This is a genomic window from Streptomyces sp. SID13726 (assembly GCF_010548375.1).
In the GTDB taxonomy this organism is placed as follows: domain Bacteria; phylum Actinomycetota; class Actinomycetes; order Streptomycetales; family Streptomycetaceae; genus Streptomyces.
Genome location: NZ_JAAGLY010000006.1, coordinates 532,210 through 556,610 on the forward strand (window position 1 = coordinate 532,210; position 24,401 = coordinate 556,610).

Annotated in this window: 20 protein-coding genes, 1 rRNA gene and 1 riboswitch; of the genes, 5 read left to right on the forward strand and 16 right to left on the reverse strand. The window is 68.5% G+C overall.

Going from position 1 to position 24,401, the window contains the following annotated elements; all coding sequences use genetic code 11:
• Position 1 precedes the first annotated feature (1 nt).
• Genes G3I78_RS19580 through G3I78_RS19595 form a run of 4 tightly spaced genes read right to left on the reverse strand, consistent with a single transcriptional unit; the run spans position 2 to position 4,198 of the window.
• Complete coding sequence (locus G3I78_RS19580; RefSeq protein WP_164426184.1) at positions 2–1,027, reverse strand: endo-1,4-beta-xylanase; 1,026 nt, start codon at positions 1,025–1,027, stop codon at positions 2–4.
• Positions 1,028–1,082: 55 nt separating this feature from the next.
• Positions 1,083–1,865 carry a carbohydrate ABC transporter permease gene (locus G3I78_RS19585; RefSeq protein WP_164426314.1) on the reverse strand — a complete coding sequence of 261 codons (783 nt, stop codon included), beginning with the start codon at positions 1,863–1,865 and terminating at the stop codon, positions 1,083–1,085.
• A gap of 32 nt (positions 1,866–1,897) precedes the next feature.
• The gene (locus G3I78_RS19590) at positions 1,898–2,896 is read right to left on the reverse strand and encodes a sugar ABC transporter permease (protein ID WP_164426186.1); all 999 of its coding nucleotides are present in this window, start codon (positions 2,894–2,896) and stop codon (positions 1,898–1,900) included.
• A gap of 6 nt (positions 2,897–2,902) precedes the next feature.
• Entirely contained in the window at positions 2,903–4,198 is a 1,296-nt protein-coding gene (locus G3I78_RS19595; protein ID WP_164426188.1) for an extracellular solute-binding protein, read from the reverse strand.
• A gap of 409 nt (positions 4,199–4,607) precedes the next feature.
• Here G3I78_RS19595 and G3I78_RS19600 point away from each other — a divergent pair, with 409 nt between their 5' ends.
• The 4 genes from G3I78_RS19600 to G3I78_RS19615 all read left to right on the forward strand — a co-directional run bounded on the left by G3I78_RS19600 (position 4,608) and on the right by G3I78_RS19615 (position 10,376).
• The gene (locus tag G3I78_RS19600; RefSeq protein ID WP_164426189.1) at positions 4,608–6,785 is read left to right on the forward strand and encodes an RICIN domain-containing protein; all 2,178 of its coding nucleotides are present in this window, start codon (positions 4,608–4,610) and stop codon (positions 6,783–6,785) included.
• A gap of 80 nt (positions 6,786–6,865) precedes the next feature.
• A complete protein-coding gene (locus G3I78_RS19605; protein WP_203615219.1) occupies positions 6,866–7,582 on the forward strand; it encodes an NPP1 family protein in 717 nt (238 codons plus the stop codon).
• 298 nt (positions 7,583–7,880) lie between these two features.
• Positions 7,881–9,833, forward strand: coding sequence for an APC family permease (locus tag G3I78_RS19610; RefSeq protein WP_164426193.1), 1,953 nt, complete (start codon positions 7,881–7,883; stop codon positions 9,831–9,833).
• A gap of 123 nt (positions 9,834–9,956) precedes the next feature.
• A complete protein-coding gene (locus G3I78_RS19615) occupies positions 9,957–10,376 on the forward strand; it encodes a TOBE domain-containing protein (protein WP_164426195.1) in 420 nt (139 codons plus the stop codon).
• A gap of 58 nt (positions 10,377–10,434) precedes the next feature.
• Here G3I78_RS19615 and gcvP read toward each other — a convergent pair whose 3' ends face one another.
• Positions 10,435–13,320 (reverse strand): aminomethyl-transferring glycine dehydrogenase, encoded by a 2,886-nt coding sequence (gene gcvP, locus G3I78_RS19620; protein WP_164426197.1) that lies wholly within the window; start codon positions 13,318–13,320, stop codon positions 10,435–10,437.
• 175 nt (positions 13,321–13,495) lie between these two features.
• A riboswitch (glycine riboswitch) is annotated at positions 13,496–13,591 on the reverse strand.
• Positions 13,592–13,714: 123 nt separating this feature from the next.
• On the opposite strand from gcvP, the gene G3I78_RS19625 reads away from it, so the two are divergent.
• A complete protein-coding gene (locus G3I78_RS19625; protein ID WP_164426200.1) occupies positions 13,715–14,092 on the forward strand; it encodes a PRC-barrel domain-containing protein in 378 nt (125 codons plus the stop codon).
• A gap of 78 nt (positions 14,093–14,170) precedes the next feature.
• Here G3I78_RS19625 and G3I78_RS19630 read toward each other — a convergent pair whose 3' ends face one another.
• The 11 genes from G3I78_RS19630 to rrf form a co-directional block, all read right to left on the reverse strand.
• On the reverse strand, positions 14,171–15,532 hold the full coding sequence (locus G3I78_RS19630) for a DNA polymerase IV (RefSeq protein ID WP_164426202.1): 1,362 nt from the start codon (positions 15,530–15,532) through the stop codon (positions 14,171–14,173).
• Positions 15,533–15,596: 64 nt separating this feature from the next.
• Positions 15,597–16,241, reverse strand: a complete 645-nt coding sequence (locus tag G3I78_RS19635; protein ID WP_164426203.1) for a MerR family transcriptional regulator — start codon at positions 16,239–16,241, stop codon at positions 15,597–15,599.
• Positions 16,242–16,504: 263 nt separating this feature from the next.
• Positions 16,505–16,978, reverse strand: a complete 474-nt coding sequence (locus G3I78_RS19640; protein WP_004002801.1) for a bifunctional nuclease family protein — start codon at positions 16,976–16,978, stop codon at positions 16,505–16,507.
• Positions 16,979–17,055: 77 nt separating this feature from the next.
• A complete protein-coding gene (locus tag G3I78_RS19645) occupies positions 17,056–17,793 on the reverse strand; it encodes a MerR family transcriptional regulator (protein WP_164426204.1) in 738 nt (245 codons plus the stop codon).
• An 18-nt stretch (positions 17,794–17,811) separates the two neighbouring features.
• Positions 17,812–18,717, reverse strand: coding sequence for an FHA domain-containing protein (locus G3I78_RS19650; RefSeq protein ID WP_164426205.1), 906 nt, complete (start codon positions 18,715–18,717; stop codon positions 17,812–17,814).
• 61 nt (positions 18,718–18,778) lie between these two features.
• Positions 18,779–19,609 (reverse strand): DUF881 domain-containing protein, encoded by an 831-nt coding sequence (locus G3I78_RS19655; protein ID WP_164426206.1) that lies wholly within the window; start codon positions 19,607–19,609, stop codon positions 18,779–18,781.
• Between the two features lie 5 nt (positions 19,610–19,614).
• A complete protein-coding gene (locus G3I78_RS19660; RefSeq protein WP_003988855.1) occupies positions 19,615–19,947 on the reverse strand; it encodes a small basic family protein in 333 nt (110 codons plus the stop codon).
• Positions 19,944–20,840: a DUF881 domain-containing protein gene (locus G3I78_RS19665; protein ID WP_239157909.1), complete on the reverse strand. Its 897-nt coding sequence runs from the start codon at positions 20,838–20,840 to the stop codon at positions 19,944–19,946. Before G3I78_RS19665 ends, G3I78_RS19660 begins: the two co-directional genes overlap by 4 nt.
• 105 nt (positions 20,841–20,945) lie before the next feature.
• Entirely contained in the window at positions 20,946–23,441 is a 2,496-nt protein-coding gene (locus G3I78_RS19670) for a mannose-1-phosphate guanyltransferase (RefSeq protein ID WP_164426207.1), read from the reverse strand.
• A 115-nt stretch (positions 23,442–23,556) separates the two neighbouring features.
• Entirely contained in the window at positions 23,557–24,165 is a 609-nt protein-coding gene (locus G3I78_RS19675; protein WP_164426208.1) for a CDP-alcohol phosphatidyltransferase family protein, read from the reverse strand.
• A 109-nt stretch (positions 24,166–24,274) separates the two neighbouring features.
• Positions 24,275–24,391, reverse strand: a 5S ribosomal RNA gene (gene rrf / locus G3I78_RS19680).
• Between the last annotated feature and the right edge of the window lie 10 nt (positions 24,392–24,401).

Below are 24,401 nucleotides of genomic sequence, written 5' to 3' on the forward strand. Positions count from 1 at the left end.
GCTACTTCAGCGCGTCCCTGATCGCGAAGTACGCCGGCTTCGGCTGAAGCTGCTCGTCCCACGGCAGCGCGGCGCCCTGGCCCTCGAAGAAGGCGGGTATCCAGCTGTACTTGTCCGTATAGTCCCAGACGGTGATGCCGACGCACCTGCGCACGGCCAGGCACGCGTCGGTCAAGTCCGCGTACCACTCGGCCTGTTGGGCCAGCTTCTCCTCGGTCGCCGGCAGGACCATCCGGATGTCGACCTCGGTGAGCGCGGTGTCGAGCCCCAGCTTCGAGAAGCGGCGGAGGTTGTCCTCCAGGGTGGTCGGATAGCCGTACTGGAGGGCAAGGTGGGCCTGGAGGCCGATGCCGTCGAGCGGGACGCCCTGCGCCTTCAGCTCCTTGGCCAGGTTGTAGTAGGCGTCGCTCTTCGGGCCGACTCCCTCGATGTTGTAGTCGTTGAGGTAGAGCTTGACCTTGGGGTCGGCCTGCCGCGCCCAGCGCAGGGCGTCGGCGATGTAACCGGGACCGAGGGTCTTGTAGAAGACGGTCTCGCGGTAGGTGCCGTCCTCGTTGAACGCCTCGTTGACGACGTCCCAGGCGAACACCTTGCCCCGGTAGTGCCGTACCTCGGTCTGGATGTGCTTCTTCAGTACGGCACGGAGCTCGGCGGCCGTCCACTCACGCGAGGTGATCCAGCCGGGCAACTGGCTGTGCCAGACCAGGGTGTGGCCACGCACCTTCTGGTGGTTCGCACGGGCGAGGTTCACGATCTCGTCGCCGTTGGTCCAGTCGAAGACCCCCTGCTGGGGCTCGGTGGCGTACCACTTCATGCCGTTGCCCGGCGTGATCTGGTCGAACTCGCTGCCCAGGATCTTCTTGTACGGCCCGTCGACCAGCTCGGGGTTGTCGGTGGCACTGCCGAAGTAGCGGCCGTGGCGCTGGGCCAAGTCGGCGAGGGTGGCGGGCTTTCCGTGGGCCTGTACCACCGGGGCGCTGACGGCGACCAGCGCGGCGGCCAGAAGGCAGACAAGTCTCTTGCGCATGGGGCGACTCCTCACGTGCGGGGGTGGGTGAGCCGTACTGGTGACGACGCCGGGGTCAGCCTTTCGTGGCCCCGGCGGTCAGGCCGCCGACGAGCTGGCGCTCGGCGACCGAGTAGAAGGCGAGGGCGGGGACCATCGCCAGGACGAGATAGGCGAAGACCCGGGCGTACTCGGCGGAGTACTGGCCCTGGAACTGCTGCACGCCGATGGGCAGCGTCCACCACGTGTTGTCGGTGAACACCAGCAGCGGCAGCATGAAGTTGTTCCAGCTGGTGACGACGGCGAGCACCGAGACCGTGCCGAGCGCGGGCCGGGCCATGGGCAGCAGGACGCGCCAGAAGAACCCGAAGGAGGTGCAGCCGTCGAGGGTGGCCGCCTCCTCCAACTCCCCCGGTATCTCCCGGAAGAAGGCCCGCAGGATGATGATCGTCATCGGCAGTCCGAAGGCGGCCTGCGGGAGGATCACGCCGAGCGGGTTGTCGAGCAGGTTCATCGAGCGCAGCAGCAGGAAGAGCGGGAGCACCGCCACCGCGAAGGGGAACATCAGCCCCATCGTGAAGAGCGTGAACAGTGCCTCCCGGCCCCGGAAGGCGAACCGCGCGAAGGAGAACGCGGCCAGCGCGGACGCGGCGACCACCAGCACCGTCGTACCGACCGCGATCAGCGTGCTGCTGCCGAGCAGTCGCCAGAAGTCGCTCCCGCCGAGGATGTCGGTGTAGTTGCCCGTGAGCCAGTGCTTCGGCAGTCCGAAGGGGTTGCTGGAGAGTTCGTCGGTGGACTTGAAGCCGGACAGGACGGCGTAGACGAGGGGGACGACCATGACGGCCCCGACGAGCATCAGGATCGCGTGCAACGGCAGGTTCTTGCGGCTCACTTGCCGTCCCCCCTCATGGTCGTGGTGGCCCCTTCGAGGTCGCGGCGGAGCACGAACCGCTGGTAGGCGAGGGCGAAGACGAGGCAGATGCCGAACATGACCACGCTGATCGCGCTGGCGTAGCCGACCTGGTAGCGCTTGAAGCCGTACTGGAACATGGTCACGGCCATGGTCTCGGAGTGGTGGTCGGGCCCGCCCTGGGTGACCACCCACACCAGGTCGAAGAGCTGGATCGACCCGATGACCGACAGGAAGACGCTGATCCGCAGGGTGGGCGCGAGCAGCGGCAGGGTGACGTTGCGGAACCGCTGCCAGGCGGAGGCGCCGTCGATGAGCGCGGCCTCGGTCAACTCCCGTGGTATCGACTGGAGTCCGGCCAGGTAGAGCATCATGTGGAAGCCGAAGTACTTCCAGGTCATGACGAGGAAGAGGGTCGCCATGACGTACGAGGGGTCGGCGAACCACAGTCCTCCCACGCCGTCGAGGCCGACCGCGCCGAGCACGTGGTCGGCGAGTCCGGAGTCCGGGGCGAAGACCATGCTGAACAGCACGCCCGTGATCGCCTCGGACAGGACGTAGGGCGCGAAGAACAGCATCCGGTAGACGGCCCGGCCGCGCAGCCGCTGGTTGAGCAGCACCGCCATGGCGAGCGCGAACGGCAGTTGGAGCGCGAGGGAGAGCACGACCAGGACGAGACAGCGCCACAGGTCGCCGAGGAAGACCGGGTTGTCGAAGAGCTGGGTGAAGTTGTCGGTGCCGACGTAGTCGGACGGCATGCCGAAGCCGCCCCACCGGAAGAAGGCGGCGTACAGCGCGAACAGCATCGGCAGCAGGACCATGCCGATGAACAGCACCAGGGCGGGCAGTTGGAAGCCGACCGCGGTGAGCCAGTGCAGGACCCGCCGTCGGCCCCGCCCCCGGGCCCTGACCGATTCCGGGGGCGGGAGTTCGGTGCCCGGACCGCTCCGCTTGTCTGCGAGGAACGTGGAGGTCATCGCGGGCTACTGCTCTTCCTTCGCGGTCTGCGTGATCGACTGGGCCACCTGCTCGGGGGACTTGGACCCGGCGATGAGCGCGGCCACGCTGTCGTTGACCTCCTGGCCGACGGCGGGGGCGTACGCCTGGTCGAGATAGAGCTGGAATCCGGTGGCCGCGTTCAACTGGGCCTGTACGGCCTTGATGTTGGGGTCGGTGATGGCGCTCTCGGCGTTCGGGACGACCGGGAGGACGCCGGTCTTCTTGACCAGTTCCAGGTCGGTGGCCTCGGAGGCGAAGAACTTCAGGAAGTCGACGGCGGCCTGCGGGGCGCCCCGGCGCAGCGCGTGTCCACCGCCACCGCCGAACACCTCGGTGATGGCGCCCTTGCCGCCCTCGACCGCGGGGAACGGGAAGAAGCCGAGGTCGGCGCCGAGACCCTTGCCGGAGTCGGCCTCCACGGCCGGGGCCCACTGGCCCATGAGCTCCATGGCCGCCTTGCCGTTGCCGACGGCGGCGGCCTGGCCGGTGGGCGTGGAGTAGGCCGCGTTGAGGAAGCCCTTCTGGAAGGGCTGAAGGTCCACGAGCTCCTTGAGGTGCCGGCCGGCCTGGACGAACCCGGCGCCGGTGAAGTCGTGGTCCTCGTCGGCCTTCTGGAGGGCGTCGATGCCGGCGGTGCGCATCGCGAGGTAGGCCCAGTAGTACATGCCGGGCCACTTCTCCTTGCCCGCTAGGGCGATGGGCGTGATGTTCTTCGACTTCAGCTTGCTCACGGCCTCCAGGAACCCGCCCCAGGTGGTGGGGGGTTCGGCGACGCCGGCCTGCTTGAAGAGGGCCTTGTTGTACCAGAAGCCGATCATCCCCATGTCGAACGGGATGCCGTAGACCTTGTCGTCGAGGAGGTACGGCTCCTTGGTGACCTTCAGCAGGCCGTCGGCCCACGGCTTGGTCCGGTCGGTCAGGTCCTCGACGAGCCCCGCGTCGACCTGCTGCTTGAGGACGCCGCCGCCCCAGGTGTGGAAGATGTCGGGGAGCTTCCCGGAGGCGGTCAGCGCCGTCATCTTCGATTTGTAGGCGTCGTTCTCCAACTGGACGATCTTTATCTTGACCTTGGGGTTCGCGGCCTCGAACTTCTTGGCCAGGGCCGCCCAGACGCTCTTCGCCGGCTCGGTGGTGGAGATGTTCCACCACTCCACCGTGGTCGTGCCGTCGGACGACCCTCCGTCCGAGTCGCCGCCGCAGCCGCTCAGTGCCGTCATGCCGAGACCGGCCGCGGCGGACACCGTCAGAAAGCCGCGGCGGGACAGTGCCGGGTCGCCCATGATTGCGCTCCTTGGGTACGGACCGAAAGTTTCGGAGTTGATCCAGAAAGCTTCGCTGCTGCCGCACCCTAGAGACAGCCACCAAACGCTGGCAACCCCTCGCGCACGGGGAATGTTCGGGGAACCGGCCCGGCCGCCCACCCCTCCGACGACTCATTCGAAACATTCGACCCAGCTGGCGAATATTACGGAGCGGACTCGGTGAGGCCCCTCGGCGCGATCGGACGGCCGCCGGGACGCCGCCCAACCCCCTTCCCTCACTTCTTACTTCACACCTTGACGGAAGTGGTCCGTACCTTTAGCTTCACCGGGCGACCCCAACCTCGTGAGCGCACCCGGGAGTTCACAGGACGAACGCACCCCGCGTGCCCCCACCCCCCACACCCCCAGCTTCCGGCTAGGAGACCTCATGTCCCCTCTCCCCCCGCTCGGCAGATCCGGCGCGGCCGCGCTCGTGGCCGTGGCCGCCGCGTCGATGCTCACCGGCGCCCCGGCGCAGGCCGCCACCTCCGCCCTGCCCACCGGTGCCGTGACCGTGATGAACGCGGCGAGCGGCCGCTGCCTGGACGCCAGGGCGGCGGGCACCGCCAACGGCACCGCCGTCCAGCAGTACTCCTGCAACGGCACGACCGCCCAGCGCTGGAGCCTCACCGCCACCGGCGGCGGATACGTCCGGATCGACAACGCCAACGCCGCGGGACAGGTCGTGGACGTCTCCGACGTCTCCACCGCCGACAACGCGCCGGTCCACCTGTGGAGTTACGGCGGTGGGACCAACCAGCAGTGGCTGCCGGTCGACGACGGGGGCGGCGCCTACCACTTCGTCAACCGCAACAGCGGCAAGTGCCTGGACGACCCCGGCGCCTCGACCGCCGACAGCGTGCAGTTCGTCCAGTACACGTGCAACGGCTCCGCGGCCCAGCGCTTCCAGGTGGTCCCGGTCTCCCCGACCGCCACCCCCGACCTCGGCCCCAACGTCCTGGTCTTCGACCCGTCGATGTCCGCCGCCACGATCCAGAGCCGGCTCGACTCGGTCTTCCGGCAGCAGGAGACCAACCAGTTCGGCTCCCAGCGCTACGCCGTGCTGTTCAAGCCGGGCGCCTACAGCGCGGACGTCAACGTCGGCTTCTACACCCAGGTACTGGGCCTCGGCCTCTCCCCCGACGCGGTGACGGTCAACGGAGCCGTGCACGCCGAGGCGGACTGGTTCCAGGGCAACGCGACCCAGAACTTCTGGCGGGGCGCGGAGAACCTGTCGGTCAACCCCACGGGCGGCAACGACCGTTGGGCGGTCTCCCAGGCCGCCGCGTACCGCCGGATGCATCTGCGCGGCAACCTCGCCCTGGACGACGGCGGCTGGTCCAGCGGCGGTCTGCTCGCCGACTCCAAGGTCGACGGACAGGTCAACTCGGGCAGCCAGCAACAGTGGTTGACCCGCAACTCCCAGCTCGGCGGCTGGACCGGCTCGAACTGGAACATGGTCTTCGTCGGCAGCCAGGGCGTCCCGGGCACGAGCTTCCCCAACCCGCCGTACACCACGGTCGCGCAGACCCCGGTCAGCCGCGAGAAGCCCTTCCTGTACGTCGACGGCAACGGCGCCTACCAGGTGTTCGTCCCGTCGGTGCGGTCCGGCTCGACGGGGACCAGCTGGGCGGGCGGCCCCTCCGGCGGCTCGCTCCCGCTGGACACCTTCTACGTGGTCAAGCCGGGCGCGACCGCGGCCCAGATCAACGCGGCCCTCGCGGCGGGCAGGAACCTCCTGGTCACCCCGGGCGTCTACCACCTCGACCAGACGCTCGAGGTCAACCGCCCCGACACGGTCGTGCTGGGCCTGGGCCTGGCCACCTTCGTGCCGGACAACGGCGTCACCGCGATGAAGGTCGCCGACGTCGACGGAGTGAAGGTCGCGGGCGTGCTGTTCGACGCGGGCACCGCCAACTCGCCCACCCTGATGGAGGTCGGCCCGGCCGGCTCCTCCGCCTCGCACTCCGCGAACCCGACCTCGCTGCACGACGTGTACTTCCGGGTCGGCGGCGCGGGCGCCGGGCGGGCGACCACCAGCCTGGTCGTCAACAGCGACAACGTCATCGGCGACCACATGTGGATCTGGCGCGCCGACCACGGCAGCGGTGTCGGCTGGACCACCAACACCGCGGACACCGGCCTCGTCGTCAACGGCGACAACGTCACCATGTACGGCCTGTTCGTCGAGCACTACCAGAAGCACCAGACGATCTGGAACGGCAACGGCGGCCGCACGTACTTCTACCAGAACGAGATGCCGTACGACCCGCCCAACCAGGCGGCCTGGATGAACGGCTCCACCCAGGGCTACGCGGCCTACAAGGTGGCCGACTCGGTCACCAGCCACCAGGCCTACGGACTCGGCAGCTACTGCTACTTCAACGTCAACCCGGGTGTCGTCGCGGCCCACGCCATCGAGGCGCCGAACAACCCGAACGTGCGCTTCACCAGCATGGTCACGGTCTCCCTCGGCGGCACCGGCACGATCAGCCACGTCGTCAACAACACCGGCGGACCGTCGAACACGAGCAGCAACGTGGCCAACCTGACCAGCTACCCGTAGGAGCGGACGTGCGCAGAACCCCCGGCGGAGCCCCCTCGCCCAGACCCCGCCGGACGGCCCTCGCCGCCGTCCTCGGCGCCCTGGCCCTGGTCGTCGCCCTCCCCGCCCAAGCCCACGCCGCCGTACTCCAGTTGCTCCCGCAGAACGCCGACGGCCTGGAGCAGACCTTCTCCCCGGCCTACGACTACGACGGCGACGGCTGCTACGCCACCGCGGCCATCGGCGCCGACGGCACCCTCAACCCCGGTCTCAAGCTCGGCGGTGACGTCAACGGCCACTGCCACGACCAGGCGCAGCTGGCCAACGCCAACACGTACTCGCGGGAGAAGTGCAACAACGGCTGGTGCGCGGTGATGTACGCGAGCTACTTCGAGAAGGACCAGGCCACGCTGGGTCCGGCGGCGATCGGGCACACCCATGACTGGGAGCACGTCGTGGTGTGGATCAAGGACGACACCGTCCAGTACGTGTCGGTGTCGCAGCACTCCGGCTACCAGGTGGCGGCCCGCTCGAACGTCCGCTTCGACGGCACCCACCCGAAGATCGTCTACCACAAGGACGGTGTCTCGACGCACTGCTTCCGGTTCGCGAGCGCGGGCGACGAGCCCCCGGAGAACGCAACCAAGGGCTGGTTCTACCCCCGTCTCGTGGGCTGGGACGGCTATCCGCCCGGCTACCGCGACAAGCTCCTGAACGCGAACTTCGGCTCGGCGACCATCAAGATCAAGGACGGCGACTTCCCGTACGCCCTCGCCCACTCAATGCCGTCAGGAATCCCCTTCGACCCGAACATGTGACACCGACCGCCCACCGCGGTGGAACGGCAGGCCCCCGTCGAGGACGGGGGCCTGCCGTTCCGCGATGACGCTGCGTGTCCACCCCCGCAAGACCGTCCCATACAGGCTGAACCGGCAGGAACAGCCCCAGCAACTGCCCCTTCATCCGCCCCTGACGTTCACAGACCGAGTCTTAACGGAAGCTTGACGCCCATACGCCCGCCATCCATGGGCCCAGGCGTCACTCTCCGCTTACGCTGGTGCAGCCGTCAGCCGGGCTGCCGGACCCGAGCCGTGCCGCACCCCAGGAGCACCCCCGATGGCCACCACCGAACACCCTCCCCCGAGTCGGCTGCGCTCCTGGATGCTGGAGGGCCTGTCCGACATGGGCAAGGACGGCGGCCACACGGGCCCGCACGCCGAACCGGAGCCCGCCCACAAGGGCCAGCCCTGGTGGCGGGTCATGTGCCTGACCGGCGTCGACTACTTCTCCACCCTCGGCTACCAGCCCGGCATCGCCGCCCTCGCGGCCGGTCTGCTCTCCCCGATCGCGACCATCGTCCTGGTGATCGTCACCCTCGCGGGCGCACTGCCCGTCTACCGCAGGGTGGCCGAGGAGAGCCCCCGGGGCGAGGGTTCGATCGCCATGCTGGAGCGGCTGCTGTCCTTCTGGCAGGGCAAGCTCTTCGTCCTCACCCTGCTGGGCTTCGCCGCCACCGACTTCCTGATCACCATCACCCTGTCCGCGGCGGACGCCTCCACGCACCTGGTCGAGAACCCGCACCTGACCAGCGCCCTGCACGACAAGCAGATGCTGATCACGCTGATCCTGGTGGCCCTCCTCGGCGCGGTCTTCCTCAAGGGCTTCCTGGAGGCGATCGGCGTCGCGGTCGTCCTGGTGGGCATCTACCTCGCCCTGAACGTCGTGGTCGTCATCGTCGGCCTGTGGCACGTCATCACCGCCGGCCATGTCGTCACGGACTGGTCCAGCGCCCTGACGACCGAGCACGGCAACGTCTTCGTGATGATCGGCATGGCCCTGATCGTCTTCCCTAAGCTCGCCCTCGGCCTCTCCGGCTTCGAGACCGGCGTCGCGGTGATGCCCCACGTCAAGGGCGACCCCGGGGACACCGAGGAGAACCCGACGGGCCGTATCCGCGACACCAAGAAGCTGCTCACCACCGCCGCCGTGATCATGAGCTGCTTCCTCATCGCCACCAGCTTCATCACCACCCTGCTCATCCCGGAGAAGGACTTCGAGTCGGGCGGCCCGGCCAACGGCCGCGCGCTGGCCTACCTCGCGCACAACTACCTCGGTGGCGTCTTCGGCACGGTCTACGACGTCTCGACCATCGCCATCCTGTGGTTCGCCGGCGCCTCCGCGATGGCCGGCCTGCTCAACCTGATGCCGCGCTACCTCCCCCGCTACGGCATGGCCCCGCACTGGGCCCGCGCCGTGCGCCCCATGGTCATCGTCTTCATCCTGATCGCCTTCCTGGTCACCTGGATCTTCGACGCGGACGTCGACGCGCAGGGCGGCGCCTACGCCACCGGCGTACTGGTCCTGATCAGCTCGGCGGCGATCGCGGTCACCATCGCCGCGCGCAAGGCCGGCCAGCGCGGCTGGACGATCGGCTTCGCGGTCATCTCGGCGGTGTTCCTCTACACGACCGTCGTCAACGTCATCGAACGCCCCGACGGCGTGAAGATCGGCGCCTGCTTCATCGCCGGCATCATCCTGGTCTCCCTGCTCTCCCGCCTCGCCCGCGCCTTCGAGCTCCGCGTGACCAGCGTGACGCTCGACGACATGGCGGAACGTTTCATCCGGGACATGGCCAGCCGCAAGATCCGCCTGATCGCCAACGAGCCCGACAGCCGCGACAAGGCCGAGTACCGCGACAAGATCGAGCAGATCCGCGAGGACAACGACATCCCGGGCGAGGACTTCGTCTTCGTCGAGGTCACGGTCCTGGACCCCTCGGAGTTCGAGGCCGGCCTGACGGTCCGCGGCGAGGTCCTCCACAACCGCTACCGCGTCCTCACCCTGGAGTCCTCCTCCATCCCCAACGCCCTGGCCGCCCTCCTCCTCCACATCCGCGACGAAACGTCCTGCACCCCCCACATCTACTTCGAGTGGACCGAAGGCAGCCCCTTCCACAACTTCCTCCGCTTCTTCCTCTTCGGCCAGGGCGAGGTGGCCCCGGTAACCCGAGAGGTACTGCGCGAGGCGGAACCGGACAGGGGGCGGAGGCCGAGGGTTCATACGGGGTGACGACAGGACAGCGGGACGGCTCGACAGCACTGCAACGCGGCACGCAACCGACCCCACACAAAACGCCAGGACAGACCAGCACATAACCGCTACAACCCCCCACACCCCCTACCGTGGATGCCCATGACCCTCAGCATCCGCAACCAGCTCCCCGGCACCGTCACCACCGTCACCCCGGGCGAAGCCATGGCAACCGTCAGAATCCGCCTCACCGGCGGCCAGGACCTCACCGCGGCGATCACCCGCGAGTCCGCCGAAGAACTGGGCCTGACCCAAGGCACCCCCGTCCGCGCCCTGGTGAAGTCCACCGAGGTCTCCCTCGCCACCGCCCCGCTCCAGGGCGTCTCCATCCGCAACCAACTCCCCGGCACCGTCACCTCCGTGGCCACCGGCGCCGCCATGGCCTCGGTCAAGATCGCCGTGGCCGGCGGCGAACTCACCTCCGCGATCACCAAGGACGCCGCGACCGACCTCGCCCTCACCGCCGGCACCCAGGTCGTCGCCCTGATCAAGTCGACCGAGGTGTCCCTGGCAACGGCCTGACCGACCAACGGCACAACGGAAAAGGGCCCCGCCGAAGCGGGGCCCTCCTCACCTGCCGTCAGTCCTCGTACGCATCCAACGGCGGGCACGAACACACCAGGTTCCGGTCACCGAAGGCCTGGTCGATCCGCCGCACCGGCGGCCAGTACTTGTCGGCGACCGAGACCCCACCCGGGAAGACGGCCTCCTCACGCGTGTACGCGTGCTCCCAGGCACCCCCCAGCGCACCGGCGGTGTGCGGAGCGTTCCGCAGCGGGTTGTCGTCGGCGGCCCACTCCCCGGCCCCCACCTTCTCGATCTCCCCACGAATGGCGATCATCGCCTCGCAGAACCGGTCGAGTTCGATCAGGTCCTCGGACTCGGTCGGCTCGATCATCAGCGTCCCGGCCACCGGGAACGACATGGTCGGCGCGTGGAACCCGTAGTCGATGAGCCGCTTGGCCACATCGTCCACCGAGACCCCGGTCGCCTTGGTCAACGGCCGCAGATCGATGATGCACTCGTGCGCGACCAGCCCGCCGGGCCCGGTGTAGAGCACCGGGTAGTGCGGTTCGAGCCGCTTGGCGATGTAGTTGGCCGACAGCACCGCCACCTGCGTGGCCCGCTTCAGCCCCTCGCCACCCATCAGCCGCACATACGCCCACGAGATCGGCAGGATCCCCGCGGAACCCCAGGGCGCGGCCGAGATGGGCCCGACCCCCGTCTCGGGCCCGGCCGCGGGCTGCATCGGGTGGTTCGGCAGATACGGCGCCAGGTGCGCCCGTACCCCGACCGGCCCCACGCCCGGCCCACCGCCGCCGTGCGGGATGCAGAAGGTCTTGTGCAGGTTCAGGTGCGAGACGTCACCACCGAAGTGCCCCGGCTTGGCCAGCCCCACCAGGGCGTTGAGGTTGGCCCCGTCCACGTACACCTGCCCACCGGCCTCGTGCACCTGTGCGCAGATGTCGGCGACATGCTCCTCGAACACCCCATGGGTCGAGGGGTACGTGATCATCAGCACCGCCAGCTCGTCCCGGTGCTGCTCGATCTTCGCCCGCAGATCCTCGACGTCGATCTCGCCGTCCTCGGCGGTCTTCACGACGACGACCTTCATCCCGGCCATCACGGCACTCGCCGCGTTGGTGCCGTGCGCCGACGACGGGATCAGACACACGGTCCGCTGCTCGTCCCCGTTGGCCCGGTGATATCCCCGTACGGCGAGCAGCCCGGCCAGCTCACCCTGCGACCCGGCGTTCGGCTGGAGCGAGACGTTGTCGTACCCGGTGACCTCTGCGAGCCGCTCCTCCAGCTCCCGGATCAGCGTCAGATAGCCCTGCGCCTGCTCGGCGGGCGCGAAGGGGTGCAGCTGCCCGAACTCGGGCCAGGTGACCGGCTCCATCTCGGTGGTCGCGTTGAGCTTCATGGTGCAGGAGCCCAGCGGGATCATGCCGCGGTCGAGCGCGTAGTCCCGGTCGGCGAGCCGGCGCAGGTAACGCAGCATCGCGGTCTCGGAGCGGTACTGGTGGAACACGGGGTGCGAGAGGAAGTCGTCGCCACGCAGCACGGCGTCGGCCAACGCCTCCCCGGTGGCCGCGTCCAGCGCCTCGATGTCGCCCTCGACCCCGAACGCGCCCCACACCGCACCCAGTTGGGCCCGCGCGGTGGTCTCGTCACAGGCGATGGACACCTGGTCGGCGTCGACGAGGTGCAGGTTGACACCGTTCTGCCGCGCGGCGGAGACGACCTCGGCGGCCCTGCCCGGCACCCGCACGGTCAGCGTGTCGAAGTAGGACCCGTGCACGACCTCGACGCCACCGGCGGTGAGCCCCGCGGCGAGGAGGGTGGCGTACCGGTGCGTCCGCCGCGCGATCCCCTTGAGCCCCTCGGGCCCGTGGTACACGGCGTACATCCCGGCCATGACAGCGAGCAGCACCTGCGCGGTGCAGATGTTGCTGGTCGCCTTCTCCCGGCGGATGTGCTGCTCCCGCGTCTGGAGCGCGAGCCGGTAGGCCTTGTTCCCGTCGGCGTCCACGGACACGCCCACGAGCCGCCCGGGCAGGCTCCGCGCGAACTTCTCGTGCACCGCCATGTAGCCGGCGTGCGGCCCGCCGAACCCCATCGGCACCCCGAACCGCTGCGTGGTCCCGATGGCGATGTCCGCCCCGAGCTCGCCCGGCGACTTCAGCAGCGTCAGCGCGAGCAGATCGGCGGCGACGGTCACGAGCGCGCCGAGCTCGTGAGCCTGCTCGATGAGCGGCTCGATGTCCCGTACGGCCCCGGAGGCGCCGGGGTACTGCACGAGCACGCCGTTGATCTCACGCGCGGCGATCTCGGCCGGAATCCCCTGGCTCAGGTCAGCGACCACGACCTCGACACCGGTCGGCTCGGCCCGGGTCTCGATGACGGCGATGGTCTGCGGAAGGGCGTCCGCGTCGATGAGGAAGAGCCCCTTCTTGTTCTTCCCCATGCGCCGGGACAGGGCCATGGCCTCGGCCGCCGCGGTCCCCTCGTCGAGCAGCGAGGCACCGGAGGTCGGCAGCCCGGTGAGGTCGGCGACCATCGTCTGGAAGTTCAGCAGCGCCTCGAGCCGCCCCTGCGAGATCTCCGGCTGGTACGGCGTGTAGGCCGTGTACCAGGCCGGGTTCTCCATGACATTGCGCATGATGACGGGCGGCGTGAAGGTCCCGTGGTACCCGAGCCCGATCATGGAGTCGAGCACCTGGTTCCGGTCGGCCAGCGACCGCAGCTCGGCCAGCACCTCGGCCTCGGTGCGCGCACCGGGCAGCTCCAGGGCATCGGCGTTCTTGATCACGTCGGGCACCGCGGCGGCGGTCAGCTCGTCGAGCGAGCCGTATCCGACCTGGGCGAGCATCTTGGCCCGAGCCTCGTGATCAGGACCGATGTGGCGCTGCTCGAACGGGATCCCCTGCTCGAGCTCTGCGAGCGGAATGCGGTGGGCGGTCATTGCGGAGGCCTCCTGGTCTGACGCGACCTTCGAGGGGTACCCCGGCGCGGGTACCCCGACGGCCTCCCCCTCTGTCATCTCAACCTGAGAGCTTCACCGGGTGCCCGAGGACAACCGGCTTTCACCGTCGGTGAGAGCGGAAGCCGTCGACACCCGCCCTGCTTTCCAGAGTGACCTCGTCCGTGCGGTACGTGAGCCTGAGAGATTCCGGGGAGGATTTGCTCCTTCGGCGCCTCCGATGACGTCTGGAGGACTCTCCCGCACGGGGTCGACAGCCGTCTGCAAGCCTACCAGCGAGGTCAACGCCCGAGCTTTCGAGTGGCCGTGCACCCCGAAGTGCTCTTTCGTAGTGTCTACGACTGCTTCGAATGAGTTGCGACCACGTGGAGGGCCCGTGCAGACCGACATCGATCCGCGCAACCTGATCGGCCGCAAGGCGTTCGACCGCAACGGCACCAAGATCGGCACCATCGACGAGGTCTACCTCGACGACGCGACCGGCGTGCCGGAGTGGGCGGCCATACGCACCGGCCTCTTCTCCCGGGACGCCTTCGTCCCCCTGGAGCCCAGCGAACTGATCGAAGGCACCCTGAAGGTCCCCTTCGACCGCGCCCTGATCAAGGACGCCCCCGACTTCGGCGTCGGCCGCCATCTCTCCCCCGACCAGGAACTCCAGCTCTACCACCACTACGGCCTGGACGTGGCCCCACCACCTCCGCTCCCGGACAGAGACTTCGGCAAGCTGGCGGGCACGGAGGAAGCGGAGGCCTGAGAGGGCCGCTCACCGAGCCGTCGATCACACACGACGGTCAACCCCCACAAGGTCCACCCGCACCCGACGACGGACCCGTCACGGGTGGTGCGGGTGTGAACCCGATGCCTCGACCAACGGCAACGGCTCAGCAGTCTCCAGCGCGGGATCCTCCACAGAGAACGTCCGCACCCGCCCCGGCAACGAATCCGGCGTCTCGAACCGCACAGTCACCCTCCCCACCCCACTCCCCTGCACCCACCCGTGCCCGTACTCGGCATGCCGCACATCGTGCCCCGCGACCCACCGCCGCTCGACGACCACCTCCCGCTCCTCCACGGGCGTCTCGTCGTCCCCCACCTCCTCCACGCCCTGCTCCACCCGCTCTCCCGCCGCCTGAGCGAACAGATCCTCCTGAGTGAAGTCGGCGAGCCCGGACACCCCCACCCCCAACAGCCGCACGCCCCCCGTGGAATCCACCCCCTCCAGCAACCGCAAGGCCGCCTCCCGCACCACCGCAGGATCATCGGTGGGCCCCCGCAACGTCTCGGACCGAGTCAGCGTCGAGAAGTCGTACCGCCGCACCTTCAACACGATCGTCCGCCCCGACAACCCGGCCCCCCGCAACCTCTGCACACACCGCTCCGCCAGCCGCTGCACCTCGAGCCCCACCCGAACCCGGTCATGGATGTCCACGTCGTACGTGTCCTCCACCGACACCGACTTCGCCTCCCGCTCCGCCACCACGGCCCGCTCGTCCCGCGCCAGCGCCATCGCGTACAGCCCGTGCCCGTGCGCCTTCCCCAGCAGCCGTACGAGCTCGTCCTCCCCCGCCTCCACGATCTCGTCGACCGTGTGGATCCCGGCCCGCCGCAGATGGTCCCCCGTCGCCGGCCCCACTCCCGGCAGGGTCCGCACCGACATCGGTCCCAACAGCGCCCGCTCGGTGCCCGGTTCGATCACCACGAGCCCGTCCGGCTTGGCCTGCTCGGAGGCGATCTTCGCGAGCATCTTGGACGCGGCGAGCCCCACCGACCCCGTGAGCCCCGTGACGGCCCGTATGTCGGCGCGCAGCTTCACCCCGGCCAGCCGCGCGGACGCGTCGTCCCAGGCCGCTCCCCCGGCTTCCAGGTCCACGAACGCCTCGTCCAGGCTCAGCGGCTCCACCAGCGGCGACAGCTCCCGCAGCAGCCCCATCACCTGCTCGCTGATCGACCGGTAGAACCCGAACCTCGGTACGAGATACGCGGCGTTCGGAGCGAGCCGTCTCGCCTGGGCCATGGGCATCGCCGAGTTCACCCCGAACACCCGGGCCTCGTAGGACGCGGTGGCCACCACACCCCGCGGCCCCAGCCCGCCCACGACGACGGCCTTCCCACGCAGACTCGGCTTGGACGCCTGCTCCGCCGAGGCGTAGAAGGCATCCATGTCGAGATGCAGGATCGTGGGCGCTTTTCTCACATGTCCGATGCTGCCCTACGCCACTGACAATGCCCCGCCGAACAGGCAGGTGGCGGGGCGGGCCTCAGACCGCCCGGTTCCGCCGCCGCGCCAGCTCGTCCGCGGGGTTGTGCCCCACCAGCGTCTCGCCGGTGTCCACCCGCTCCCCGTGCAGCTGCGACAGGGCGCTCTCGACGTCCCGCCACACCACGCCCACGGCGATCCCGAAGACCCCCTGGCCGCCCTGGAGCAGCGCGTGGACCTCGTCGGGCGAGGTGCACTCGTAGACCGTGGCGCCGTCGCTCATGAGCGTCATCCGCTCCAGGTCCTGGAAACCCCGCTCCCGCAGGTGCTGGACCGTGGTGCGGATGTTCTGCAGCGACACGCCGGTGTCGAGGAACCGCTTGACGATCTTCAGGACGACGACGTCCCGGAAGCTGTAGAGCCGCTGCGTCCCCGACCCGTAGGCGGGCCGCACGCTCGGCTCGACGAGACCGGTGCGCGCCCAGTAGTCGAGCTGCCGGTAGGTGATGCCGGCCGCCGCGCACGCCGTAGGGCCGCGATAGCCGATCTGCTCGGACGCCATGGACGTCGCCCCTCCGCTGCTCGGCACGGCCGCCGGTCGCTGCGGAGTGTGATCGGCCGCGCTGCCGTGAAGCGGGTACGGGCCGTTCGCCCCGAGACTCCGTCCGGGGGCACCCCCAGCCGTACCGTCGCCGCTGCTTCTCACGCCGACCTCCGTCCTTGACCTGCCTTCTCGACGGTAGGCAGTCACCAGGGGTGCGTCAACGATCGCCACACTCGGCACGCCGAGTGATAATCACCCTAGGAGTGGTTTCCCGTACCCAACCGCGGGGAAAGGCTAGCCGAATGCGCTCCGAGCGGGCCGCAGGACGCTCTCACACGCCGGTGGCAAATGCCAGCATTTCAGTGGTGACCGGACACGACCGGCCCGTCACGGACCGCTGATCCGCCGGATCGGCCGCCGCCGCCTCACTGACTGCTCGTGCCGAAGTCCTCGGGGGAGATCTGGTCGAGGAACTCGCGGAACTTCTCCACTTCGTCCTCCTGCTCGTCCGGAATCGCGATCCCGGCGTCGTCGAGCACCCCGTCGCTGCCGTAGATCGGCGTCCCGGTGCGCAGGGCCAGCGCTATGGCGTCGGACGGCCGCGCGCTCACCTCGACCCCGCTGGCGAACACCAGCTCCGCGTAGAAGACGCCCTCACGCAGATCGGTGATGCGCACTTCGGTGAGCTCCTGGCCGACCGCCTCCAGCACGTCCTTGAACAGGTCGTGGGTCAGCGGTCGTGCGGGGGCCATGCCCTGCTGCGCGAAGGCGATCGCAGTCGCCTCCCCCGGCCCGATCCAGATGGGGAGGTAGCGGTCGCCTCCCACTTCACGCAGGAGCACGATCGGTTGGTTGGAGGGCATTTCGACCCGGACACCTACGACATCGAGCTCGTTCACACAGCAACCCTAGGCCGTGCCCGGGACGTTTGGGTAGTCGGGCCGGAAACGGGGGGCGGATCCGCCTCCCGGCACCCTCAGGGCAGCCGTACGCCGAGAGCGGTCTGCACGAGGGCCGCGTGCAGTTTCACCGTGAGCCCCGCAAGTTCCTTCGTACGGGCCTCCGCGTGCGCGCGGGTCTGCGGGTTGCGGTGGCGCTTCAGCGGGGCCACGACCTGGTCCACGAGCCCGGCCTCACGGTCGGCGGCGGCCTTCATCGCCCGCAGGTGCCGCGGCTCGATCCCGAACCGCCCGAGCTCCACGACGAGCGCGGCCACGGTGACCGTCTCGGCGTCGTAGGAGCCGTCCTGAAGCGGGGTGACCAGGCCGTACGACTCCCACTCCGCCAGCTGCTGCTCGTCGATCTCGGCGGCGGCCAGCAGCTCGTCCCGCCCGATCCGGGCCGCGGTGGGTCCCTCGGAGACCTCCAGGACCGTTTCTCCGTCCCGCTGACGGCCCACCGTGGGCAGCGCGACGGCCTCGCCCCGCTCCATGGCGTCCAGGTGCTCGCGGATCACCTTGAGCGGCAGATAGTGGTCCCGCTGCATCCTGAGGACGTGGCCGAGGCGCTCGACGTCCCGGTCACTGAACTTGCGGTACCCGGAAGGGGTGCGCCGCGGCTCGATGAGCCCCTCGGACTCCAGAAAGCGGATCTTGGAGATCGTGACTTCGGGGAACTCGTCGCGCAGCACGTTCAGCACCGTGCCGATGCTCATCAGCCCACTGTCCGTGGCGGCGGTGCCGTGTCCGGCACCGCCGCTCGGTGTTTGAAGCATGGACCTTCCCTGGGAGGGTCAGTAGCCCCGCTGGCTCGCGTAGAACACCAGCCGGTACTTGCCGATCTGCACCTCGTCGCCGTTGCTCAGAGCGACCGAGTCGATCCGCTCACGGTTGACGTACGTGCCGTTGAGACTGCCCACGTCGGACACCGTGAACGAGCCGTCCTGGCCGCGCCGGAACTCCACGTGCCGACGCGAGACGGTGACGTCGTCGAGGAAGATGTCGCTCTGCGGGTGACGGCCGGCCGTGGTCAGCTCGCCGTCCAGCAGGAAGCGGCTGCCCGAGTTCGGCCCGCGGCGCACCACCAGGAGCGCGGAGCCCAGCGGCAGCGCGTCGACGGCGGCCTGCGCCTCAGGCGAGAGCGCCGGCATCTGCGTCTGACCGGTCACCTCGGCGTCGTACGCCTCGAGTCCGGAGATGGAGATGGTGGAGGTCGTCTCCGAGGGGCGCTCGGGAACGGCCCCGGCCCGCAGCGGAGCACCGCAGTTGGAGCAGAAGCGGCTGTTCTCCGCGTTGCGGTTGCCGCACCTCGTACACACCTGGGCCGACATAGGGGAAAACCCTCCACCCGTACTTGAGGTTGACGGCTGCCCGAAACCTATGCCGCCGGACTGGGCAGGGTCAACAGACGGCTCGCCCTGACCTCCGGAAACGTCACCGCCCGGGCCGCCCACCTGGTCCCTGAAGAGCGGGCGCTGACCCTCTGAATCTGGCTGTGCGCGATGACGAGCGGTCGCGTTGTCGCTACCCTCGCGCGCGCTCTTGCCGAACAACTTCTGAAACAACTTCACGGGCGATTCCCCTTGACCGAAACAGACCCGCCCGTGGGGCAGGACGAACCCTGATTGAACACACCGGTCGACCCGGACATCCTCACAACGTCCGTTTCCACCAGACAGTTTCCACCACGCACCACCCATTCGGTGCGCCGACCCCCCGCAACCTCATGCCCTGGCCCGATGTCCCCCATGCACCCCCGGTTCACTGGGAGGACGACCGAGCGTAGTCAGGCCGCTTCGCCGCTCGCAAGGCGTCCACGACGATCTTGTCCGACCGCTCGACGGTAACGGTGGCCTGCTCCTTCTCGAGAGTCTGCACCACGCCTCCAGGGATGTTGAGCGCCGGTTCCAGGTCCTGCGGGTTCCCGATGACCTTGAAACGAAAGGGCGAGGTGATCTTGTTCCCGTCGACGCCGACACTTTTGCCCGAGTCCGTCAGATAGGTCCCGGCGACGACCCGCACGCCGTTCACCTGGATCGCCTCGGCACCGGCCGCGCGCAACTCCTGGACCGCGTCGAGCAGCATGTCCGCCTCGACCGTCCCCTTCGTGTCCTCGATCGTCATCGTGATGCCCGGCCCCTGCGCGGCAACCGTGCCCGCCAGGATGCCGAGTTGCCGCTCCTTCTCGACCGTCTGCTTCCGGGCCTCTTCCGCCTGGTCGGAGCTGTTCTCCAGCTCGTCCCGCTGCTTCTCCAGGCCCTGCTTCTCGTCTTCAAGACGCTGAGTTCGGTCATCCAGTTCATCGAGGATGCGTACGAGATCCTCCTGTCGCGCCCCGCGCAGCGCACTGTCGCTGTCACTGTTCGAGGCCACCTGGACGGCGAGGCCGAATCCGAGCCCGAACAGCAGTACCGCGACGATGAGTTGGGCCCGCGTCACCCGCGGCGGCCACAGCCCCTGAGCCAGCCTCTGACGGCCGGTCAGACCGGGCTCCGGCTTCGGGGCGCCGGTCTCCTCGGGAGGCGTCACCGGGAGTTCCTGGGGCAGTTCCTTGCGCAGCCTGTTGCCGGGCGGCTCTTCCTGCTCGCTCATCGGCCTCACGCCCGGAAGACGTGCCGGCGGATCGCGGCGGCGTTCGAGAAGATCCGGATCCCGAGCACCACGACGACTCCGGTCGACAGCTGCGCGCCCACGCCCAGCTTGTCGCCCAGGAACACGATCAAGGCGGCCACCACCACGTTGGACAGGAACGACACGACGAAGACCTTGTCGTCGAAGATGCCGTCGAGCATGGCCCGCAGACCACCGAAGACGGCGTCGAGCGCCGCCACCACGGCGATCGGCAGATAAGGCTCGACGACCGCCGGAACCTCGGGCCGGACCAACAGGCCGGCCACGACTCCCACGACGAGGCCCAGTACGGCGATCACGATGTGCCCTTCTCAGTTCTCGGCTCTGCTGTACGTACGATCACACTCGGTGCGGCCGGCAGCCGGAGGTCGTCCTCCACGGAGATGGCGGTCCTGATGCCGTAGTTCTCCTGAAGGGCGTTCAGATACAGCCCGTCGGCGCTGTTCTGGAACCTGGTGCTCAGCCGCTTCCCGTCCCCCACCGCAAGCACCGTATACGGCGGAACCAGCGGCTTGTTGTCGACCAGTATCGCGTCACCCGCGGCCCTGATCGCCGACAGCGCGGTCAGCCGCTGTCCGTTGATGGAGACGGCCTCGGCACCCGACTCCCACAGCCCGTTCACGACCCGCTGCATGTCCCGGTCGCGCACCCGCCCGGTGTCCGAGAACCCGGACGTCTCGCGCGGGTTCCCGTCCCCGCCCGTGGTGGCTTCCTTGGCGTCGTTCACCACCAGTTTGACGCCGGGGCCGTGCACTTCGGCGGCCCCCGACAGAATGCTCACGAGATCCGCCTGGCCGCTGTCGCCGCTCTGCTTGAGCGCCTCGCGCTGCCGCTGGTTCACGTCGTCGCGCAGCTCGTCGACGCTCTTCTCCAGCTTGTCCGCCGTCACCGTCTCCCGGTCGATGCGGTCGACGAGTTCCTCACGCTCCTTGGCCACGACCGGAGCGGCCACCCGGGCCTGCGCCGCCCCCACGGTGACCACCAGAGCGGCGAGCACCAGGCCGACGGCGAGTCCGAGCTTCGCCCGCAGTGTCCTGGGCAGACCGCCGTCACCGGCCGCCTTCTTCCGGGCCGCCGCCTCGGCGTATCCGTCGTCAAGGCTGTGGTCCATGACGTTGGTGAGCAGCGACATGGAGGCGTCCGGGCGCGAGGGGCGCGTGGGCGTGCTCCGAATGGGGGGCTGCTGCGGCATGCCGCACATCGTCGCACGTCGCGGCCCCTACCTCCGAATGGCCCCATCGGCGTGCCGGACAGGCCCCCTTGGGGACACCTGCCCGGCACGCGCGCGTGAATGGGCTCAGCGGCCGGCGCTGTCCACGACCGCGGACCACTCGTCGAGCAGAGCCTGCGCGGACGCGTCGTCCGGCCCCTCCGCCCACAGATGGGTGACCGCCTCGGCCGGGTCGGGCAGCACCATCACCCAACGCCCGTCCGTCTCGACGACCCGCACACCGTCGGTCGTGTCGACGAAGCGATCGCCCGCCGCCTCCACGACCCGCCGCATCACCAGCCCCTTGACCGCCCACGGGGTCGCCAGATCCCTCTTGAGGACATGCGCCCGCGGAATCCGCGCGTCGATCTGACTGAGCGTGAGCTGCGTCCGCGCCACCAGCCCGATCAGCCGTACGAAGGCGGCGGCACCGTCGAAGACACTGCTGAACTCCGGCACGATGAAGGCACCCTTGCCGTCACCACCGAAGATCGTCGAGTCGTCCCGCCCCACGCGCGTGAGGTCGTCGGGCGAGGTGGTCGTCCACTCCACCTGAGTGCCGTGGTACGCCGCCACCTGCTCGGCGATCCGCGTGGTGGTCACCGGCAGCGCCACACGCCCGCTGCGCCGTTCTGCGGCGACCAGGTCGAGCATGACGAGCAGCGCCCGGTCGTCCTCGATGATCCGCCCCTTCTCGTCGACCAGGGACAGCCGCTCGCCCACCGGGTCGAACCGCACCCCGAACGCGGCCCGCGCCGACGCCACGATCTCGCCCAGCCGCACCATCCCCGACCGACGGGCGTCCGCGGTCTCGGTGGGCCTGGACTCGTCGAGCCCCGGATTGATGGTCAGCGAATCCACCCCGAGCTTCCCGAGCAGACTCGGCAGCACCAACCCCGCACTGCCGTTCGACGCGTCTACGACGACCTTGAGCCCGGACTCGGAAATCCCTGTCGTGTCGACGTTCCGCAGCAGCGAACCGGTGTACGAATCGAAAACGCTCGCCGGGAAGTGCAGATCCCCGATCTCCCCAGGGAACGCCCGCCGGTACTCCTGCCGCGCGAACACCCGGTCCAGCTTCCGCTGACTGCCCTGCGAAAGGTCCGCACCCCGCCCGTCGAAGAACATGATGTCCACGGAGTCCGGCACCCCGGGCGTGGTCCGGATCATGATCCCGCCGGCACTCCCCCGCGCGGTCTGCTGCCGCGCCACGGGCAGCGGTACGTTCTCCAGGTCTCGTACGTCGATGGCGCTGGCCTGAAGGGCGGAGATGACCGCCCGCTTCAGCGCCCGGGCACCGCGGGAGTGGTCGCGGGCGGTGGTGACGGTCGACCCCTTCTTGAGGGTCGTCGCATAGGCACCGGCGAGCCGGACCGCGAGTTCTGGCGTGATCTCGACGTTCAGGATGCCCGACACCCCGCGCGCACCGAACAGATGCGCCTGTCCCCTGGACTCCCAGATGACCGAGGTGTTGACGAAGGCGCCGGCCTCGATGGTCTTGAACGGGTAGACCCGCACATTCCCCTGAATAATCGATTCCTCGCCGACCAGACACTCGTCACCGATGACCGCGCCGTCCTCGATACGAGCCGAACGCATGATGTCGGTGTTCTTCCCGACCACACACCCGCGCAGATTGCTCTGCTGCCCGACATACACGTTGTCGTGCACGACGGCCTTGTGCAGAAAGGCCCCGCTCTTCACGACCACGTTCGACCCGACGACCGTGTGCTCGCGAATCTCTGCACAGGCCTCAACCTTCGCGTAGTCGCCGATGTACAACGGCCCGCGGAGCACGGCATCGGGATGCACCTCGGCACCCTCGGCCACCCACACACCCGGAGAGAGCTCGAACCCGTCGATCTCGACGTCGACCTTGCCCTCCAGTACGTCGGCCTGCGCCTTCACATAGCTCTCGTGGGTGCCTACGTCCTCCCAGTACCCCTCGGCGATATAGCCATAGATCGGCTTGCCTTCCTTCATCAGCTGCGGGAAGACATCGCCGGACCAGTCCACGGACACATCGGCCTCGACGTAATCGAAGACCTCGGGCTCCATGACATAGATGCCCGTGTTCACGGTGTCCGAGAAAACCTGGCCCCAGGTCGGCTTCTCAAGGAAGCGCTCGACCTTGCCCTCTTCATCGACGATGGTGATGCCGAATTCAAGCGGATTGGGCACTCGGGTCAGACAGACAGTGACCAGCGCACCCTTTTCCTTGTGGAAGTTGATGAGCTCGGTGAGGTCGAAGTCGGTCAGGGCATCACCGGAAATGACGACGAAAGCATCGTCCTTCAACGCCTCTTCGGCGTTCTTGACGCTTCCGGCGGTACCGAGTGGCTTCTCCTCATTGGCATAGGTGAGCTCCATTCCGAGCTCCTCACCGTCACCGAAGTAGTTCTTGACCAAGGAGGCCAGGAACTGGACAGTGACGACGGTCTCGTTGAGCCCATGCCTTTTGAGCAGCCTCAGAACGTGCTCCATGATCGGCCGGTTGGCCACCGGCAGGAGCGGCTTGGGCATGCTTGAGGTCATGGGACGAAGGCGTGTGCCTTCGCCTCCGGCCATCACGACGGCCTTCATGTCGGAAGCGTCCTCCTCTAAGAGACGACGGTCTAGCCGACTTCACCCGTCCAGATTGTCCCGCACTTTTCCGCCGGGGGCCATCGAGCCACTAAGGCCCTACGAATGGGCGAGTTCAATCGGCCATGGCGTCCGCACGGACCAGGCGGCGGACTTGTACCACGTAGAGGACTCCTGCCCACCAGTACAGCGTTGTACCCCATCCAGCGAACGCCCATCCGAAAATAGCAGCGAGTGACGAGAGCCAGCCAGTTCCGTCACTGAGCAGGAGCAGCGGGAAGGCGTACATCAGGTTGAACGTGGCTGCCTTGCCTAGGAAGTTCACCTGCGGCGGCGGATAACCGTGCCGCCTGAGGATGCCCACCATCACCAGGAGAACCAGCTCCCGCAGGAGAAGTACACCCGTCAACCAGATGGGCAGAATCTCGCGCCAGGTGAGACCGACCAAAGTCGAGAGAATGTAGAGCCGGTCGGCCGCGGGATCGAGCAGCCGGCCGAGGCTGCTGATCTGATTCCACCGTCGGGCGAGCTTGCCGTCCAGATAGTCGCTGATCCCGCTCAGGGCCAACACCAGCAACGCCCAGCCGTCACTCTTGGGCCCTCCGAACTCAGGCCTGAGAATCAGCCACAGGAAGAGCGGCACACCAACGAGCCGCGCCATGCTGAGGATGTTGGGGATGGTGAGGACCCGGTCCGTCTGGACCCGGGTCTCCTGGACCTCCACCCGGGGGCCTCCTGTGGGAAACGTGCCAACGATGCCCCCTGACCCTACCTCAACGCAAAAAAGCTCTGGCTCTTGGGCTGAGTGCCCAAGAGCCAGAGCTCTAAAAGGAGTTCGGCGGTGTCCTACTCTCCCACAGGGTCCCCCCTGCAGTACCATCGGCGCTGTAAGGCTTAGCTTCCGGGTTCGGAATGTAACCGGGCGTTTCCCTCACGCTATGACCACCGAAACACTATGAA

Bases quoted from the DNA above. Each gene is read 5' to 3' on its own strand.
- G3I78_RS19580 (WP_164426184.1), bottom strand. From the start codon at position 1,027: ATGCGCAAGAGACTTGTCTGCCTTCTGGCCGCCGCGCTGGTCGCCGTC.
- G3I78_RS19585 (WP_164426314.1), bottom strand. From the start codon at position 1,865: ATGCTCGTCGGGGCCGTCATGGTCGTCCCCCTCGTCTACGCCGTCCTG.
- G3I78_RS19590 (WP_164426186.1), bottom strand. From the start codon at position 2,896: ATGACCTCCACGTTCCTCGCAGACAAGCGGAGCGGTCCGGGCACCGAA.
- G3I78_RS19595 (WP_164426188.1), bottom strand. From the start codon at position 4,198: ATGGGCGACCCGGCACTGTCCCGCCGCGGCTTTCTGACGGTGTCCGCC.
- G3I78_RS19600 (WP_164426189.1), top strand. From the start codon at position 4,608: ATGTCCCCTCTCCCCCCGCTCGGCAGATCCGGCGCGGCCGCGCTCGTG.
- G3I78_RS19610 (WP_164426193.1), top strand. From the start codon at position 7,881: ATGGCCACCACCGAACACCCTCCCCCGAGTCGGCTGCGCTCCTGGATG.
- G3I78_RS19615 (WP_164426195.1), top strand. From the start codon at position 9,957: ATGACCCTCAGCATCCGCAACCAGCTCCCCGGCACCGTCACCACCGTC.
- gcvP (WP_164426197.1), bottom strand. From the start codon at position 13,320: ATGACCGCCCACCGCATTCCGCTCGCAGAGCTCGAGCAGGGGATCCCG.
- G3I78_RS19645 (WP_164426204.1), bottom strand. From the start codon at position 17,793: ATGCTTCAAACACCGAGCGGCGGTGCCGGACACGGCACCGCCGCCACG.
- G3I78_RS19650 (WP_164426205.1), bottom strand. From the start codon at position 18,717: ATGGGTGGTGCGTGGTGGAAACTGTCTGGTGGAAACGGACGTTGTGAG.
- G3I78_RS19655 (WP_164426206.1), bottom strand. From the start codon at position 19,609: ATGAGCGAGCAGGAAGAGCCGCCCGGCAACAGGCTGCGCAAGGAACTG.
- G3I78_RS19665 (WP_239157909.1), bottom strand. From the start codon at position 20,840: ATGCCGCAGCAGCCCCCCATTCGGAGCACGCCCACGCGCCCCTCGCGC.
- G3I78_RS19670 (WP_164426207.1), bottom strand. From the start codon at position 23,441: ATGAAGGCCGTCGTGATGGCCGGAGGCGAAGGCACACGCCTTCGTCCC.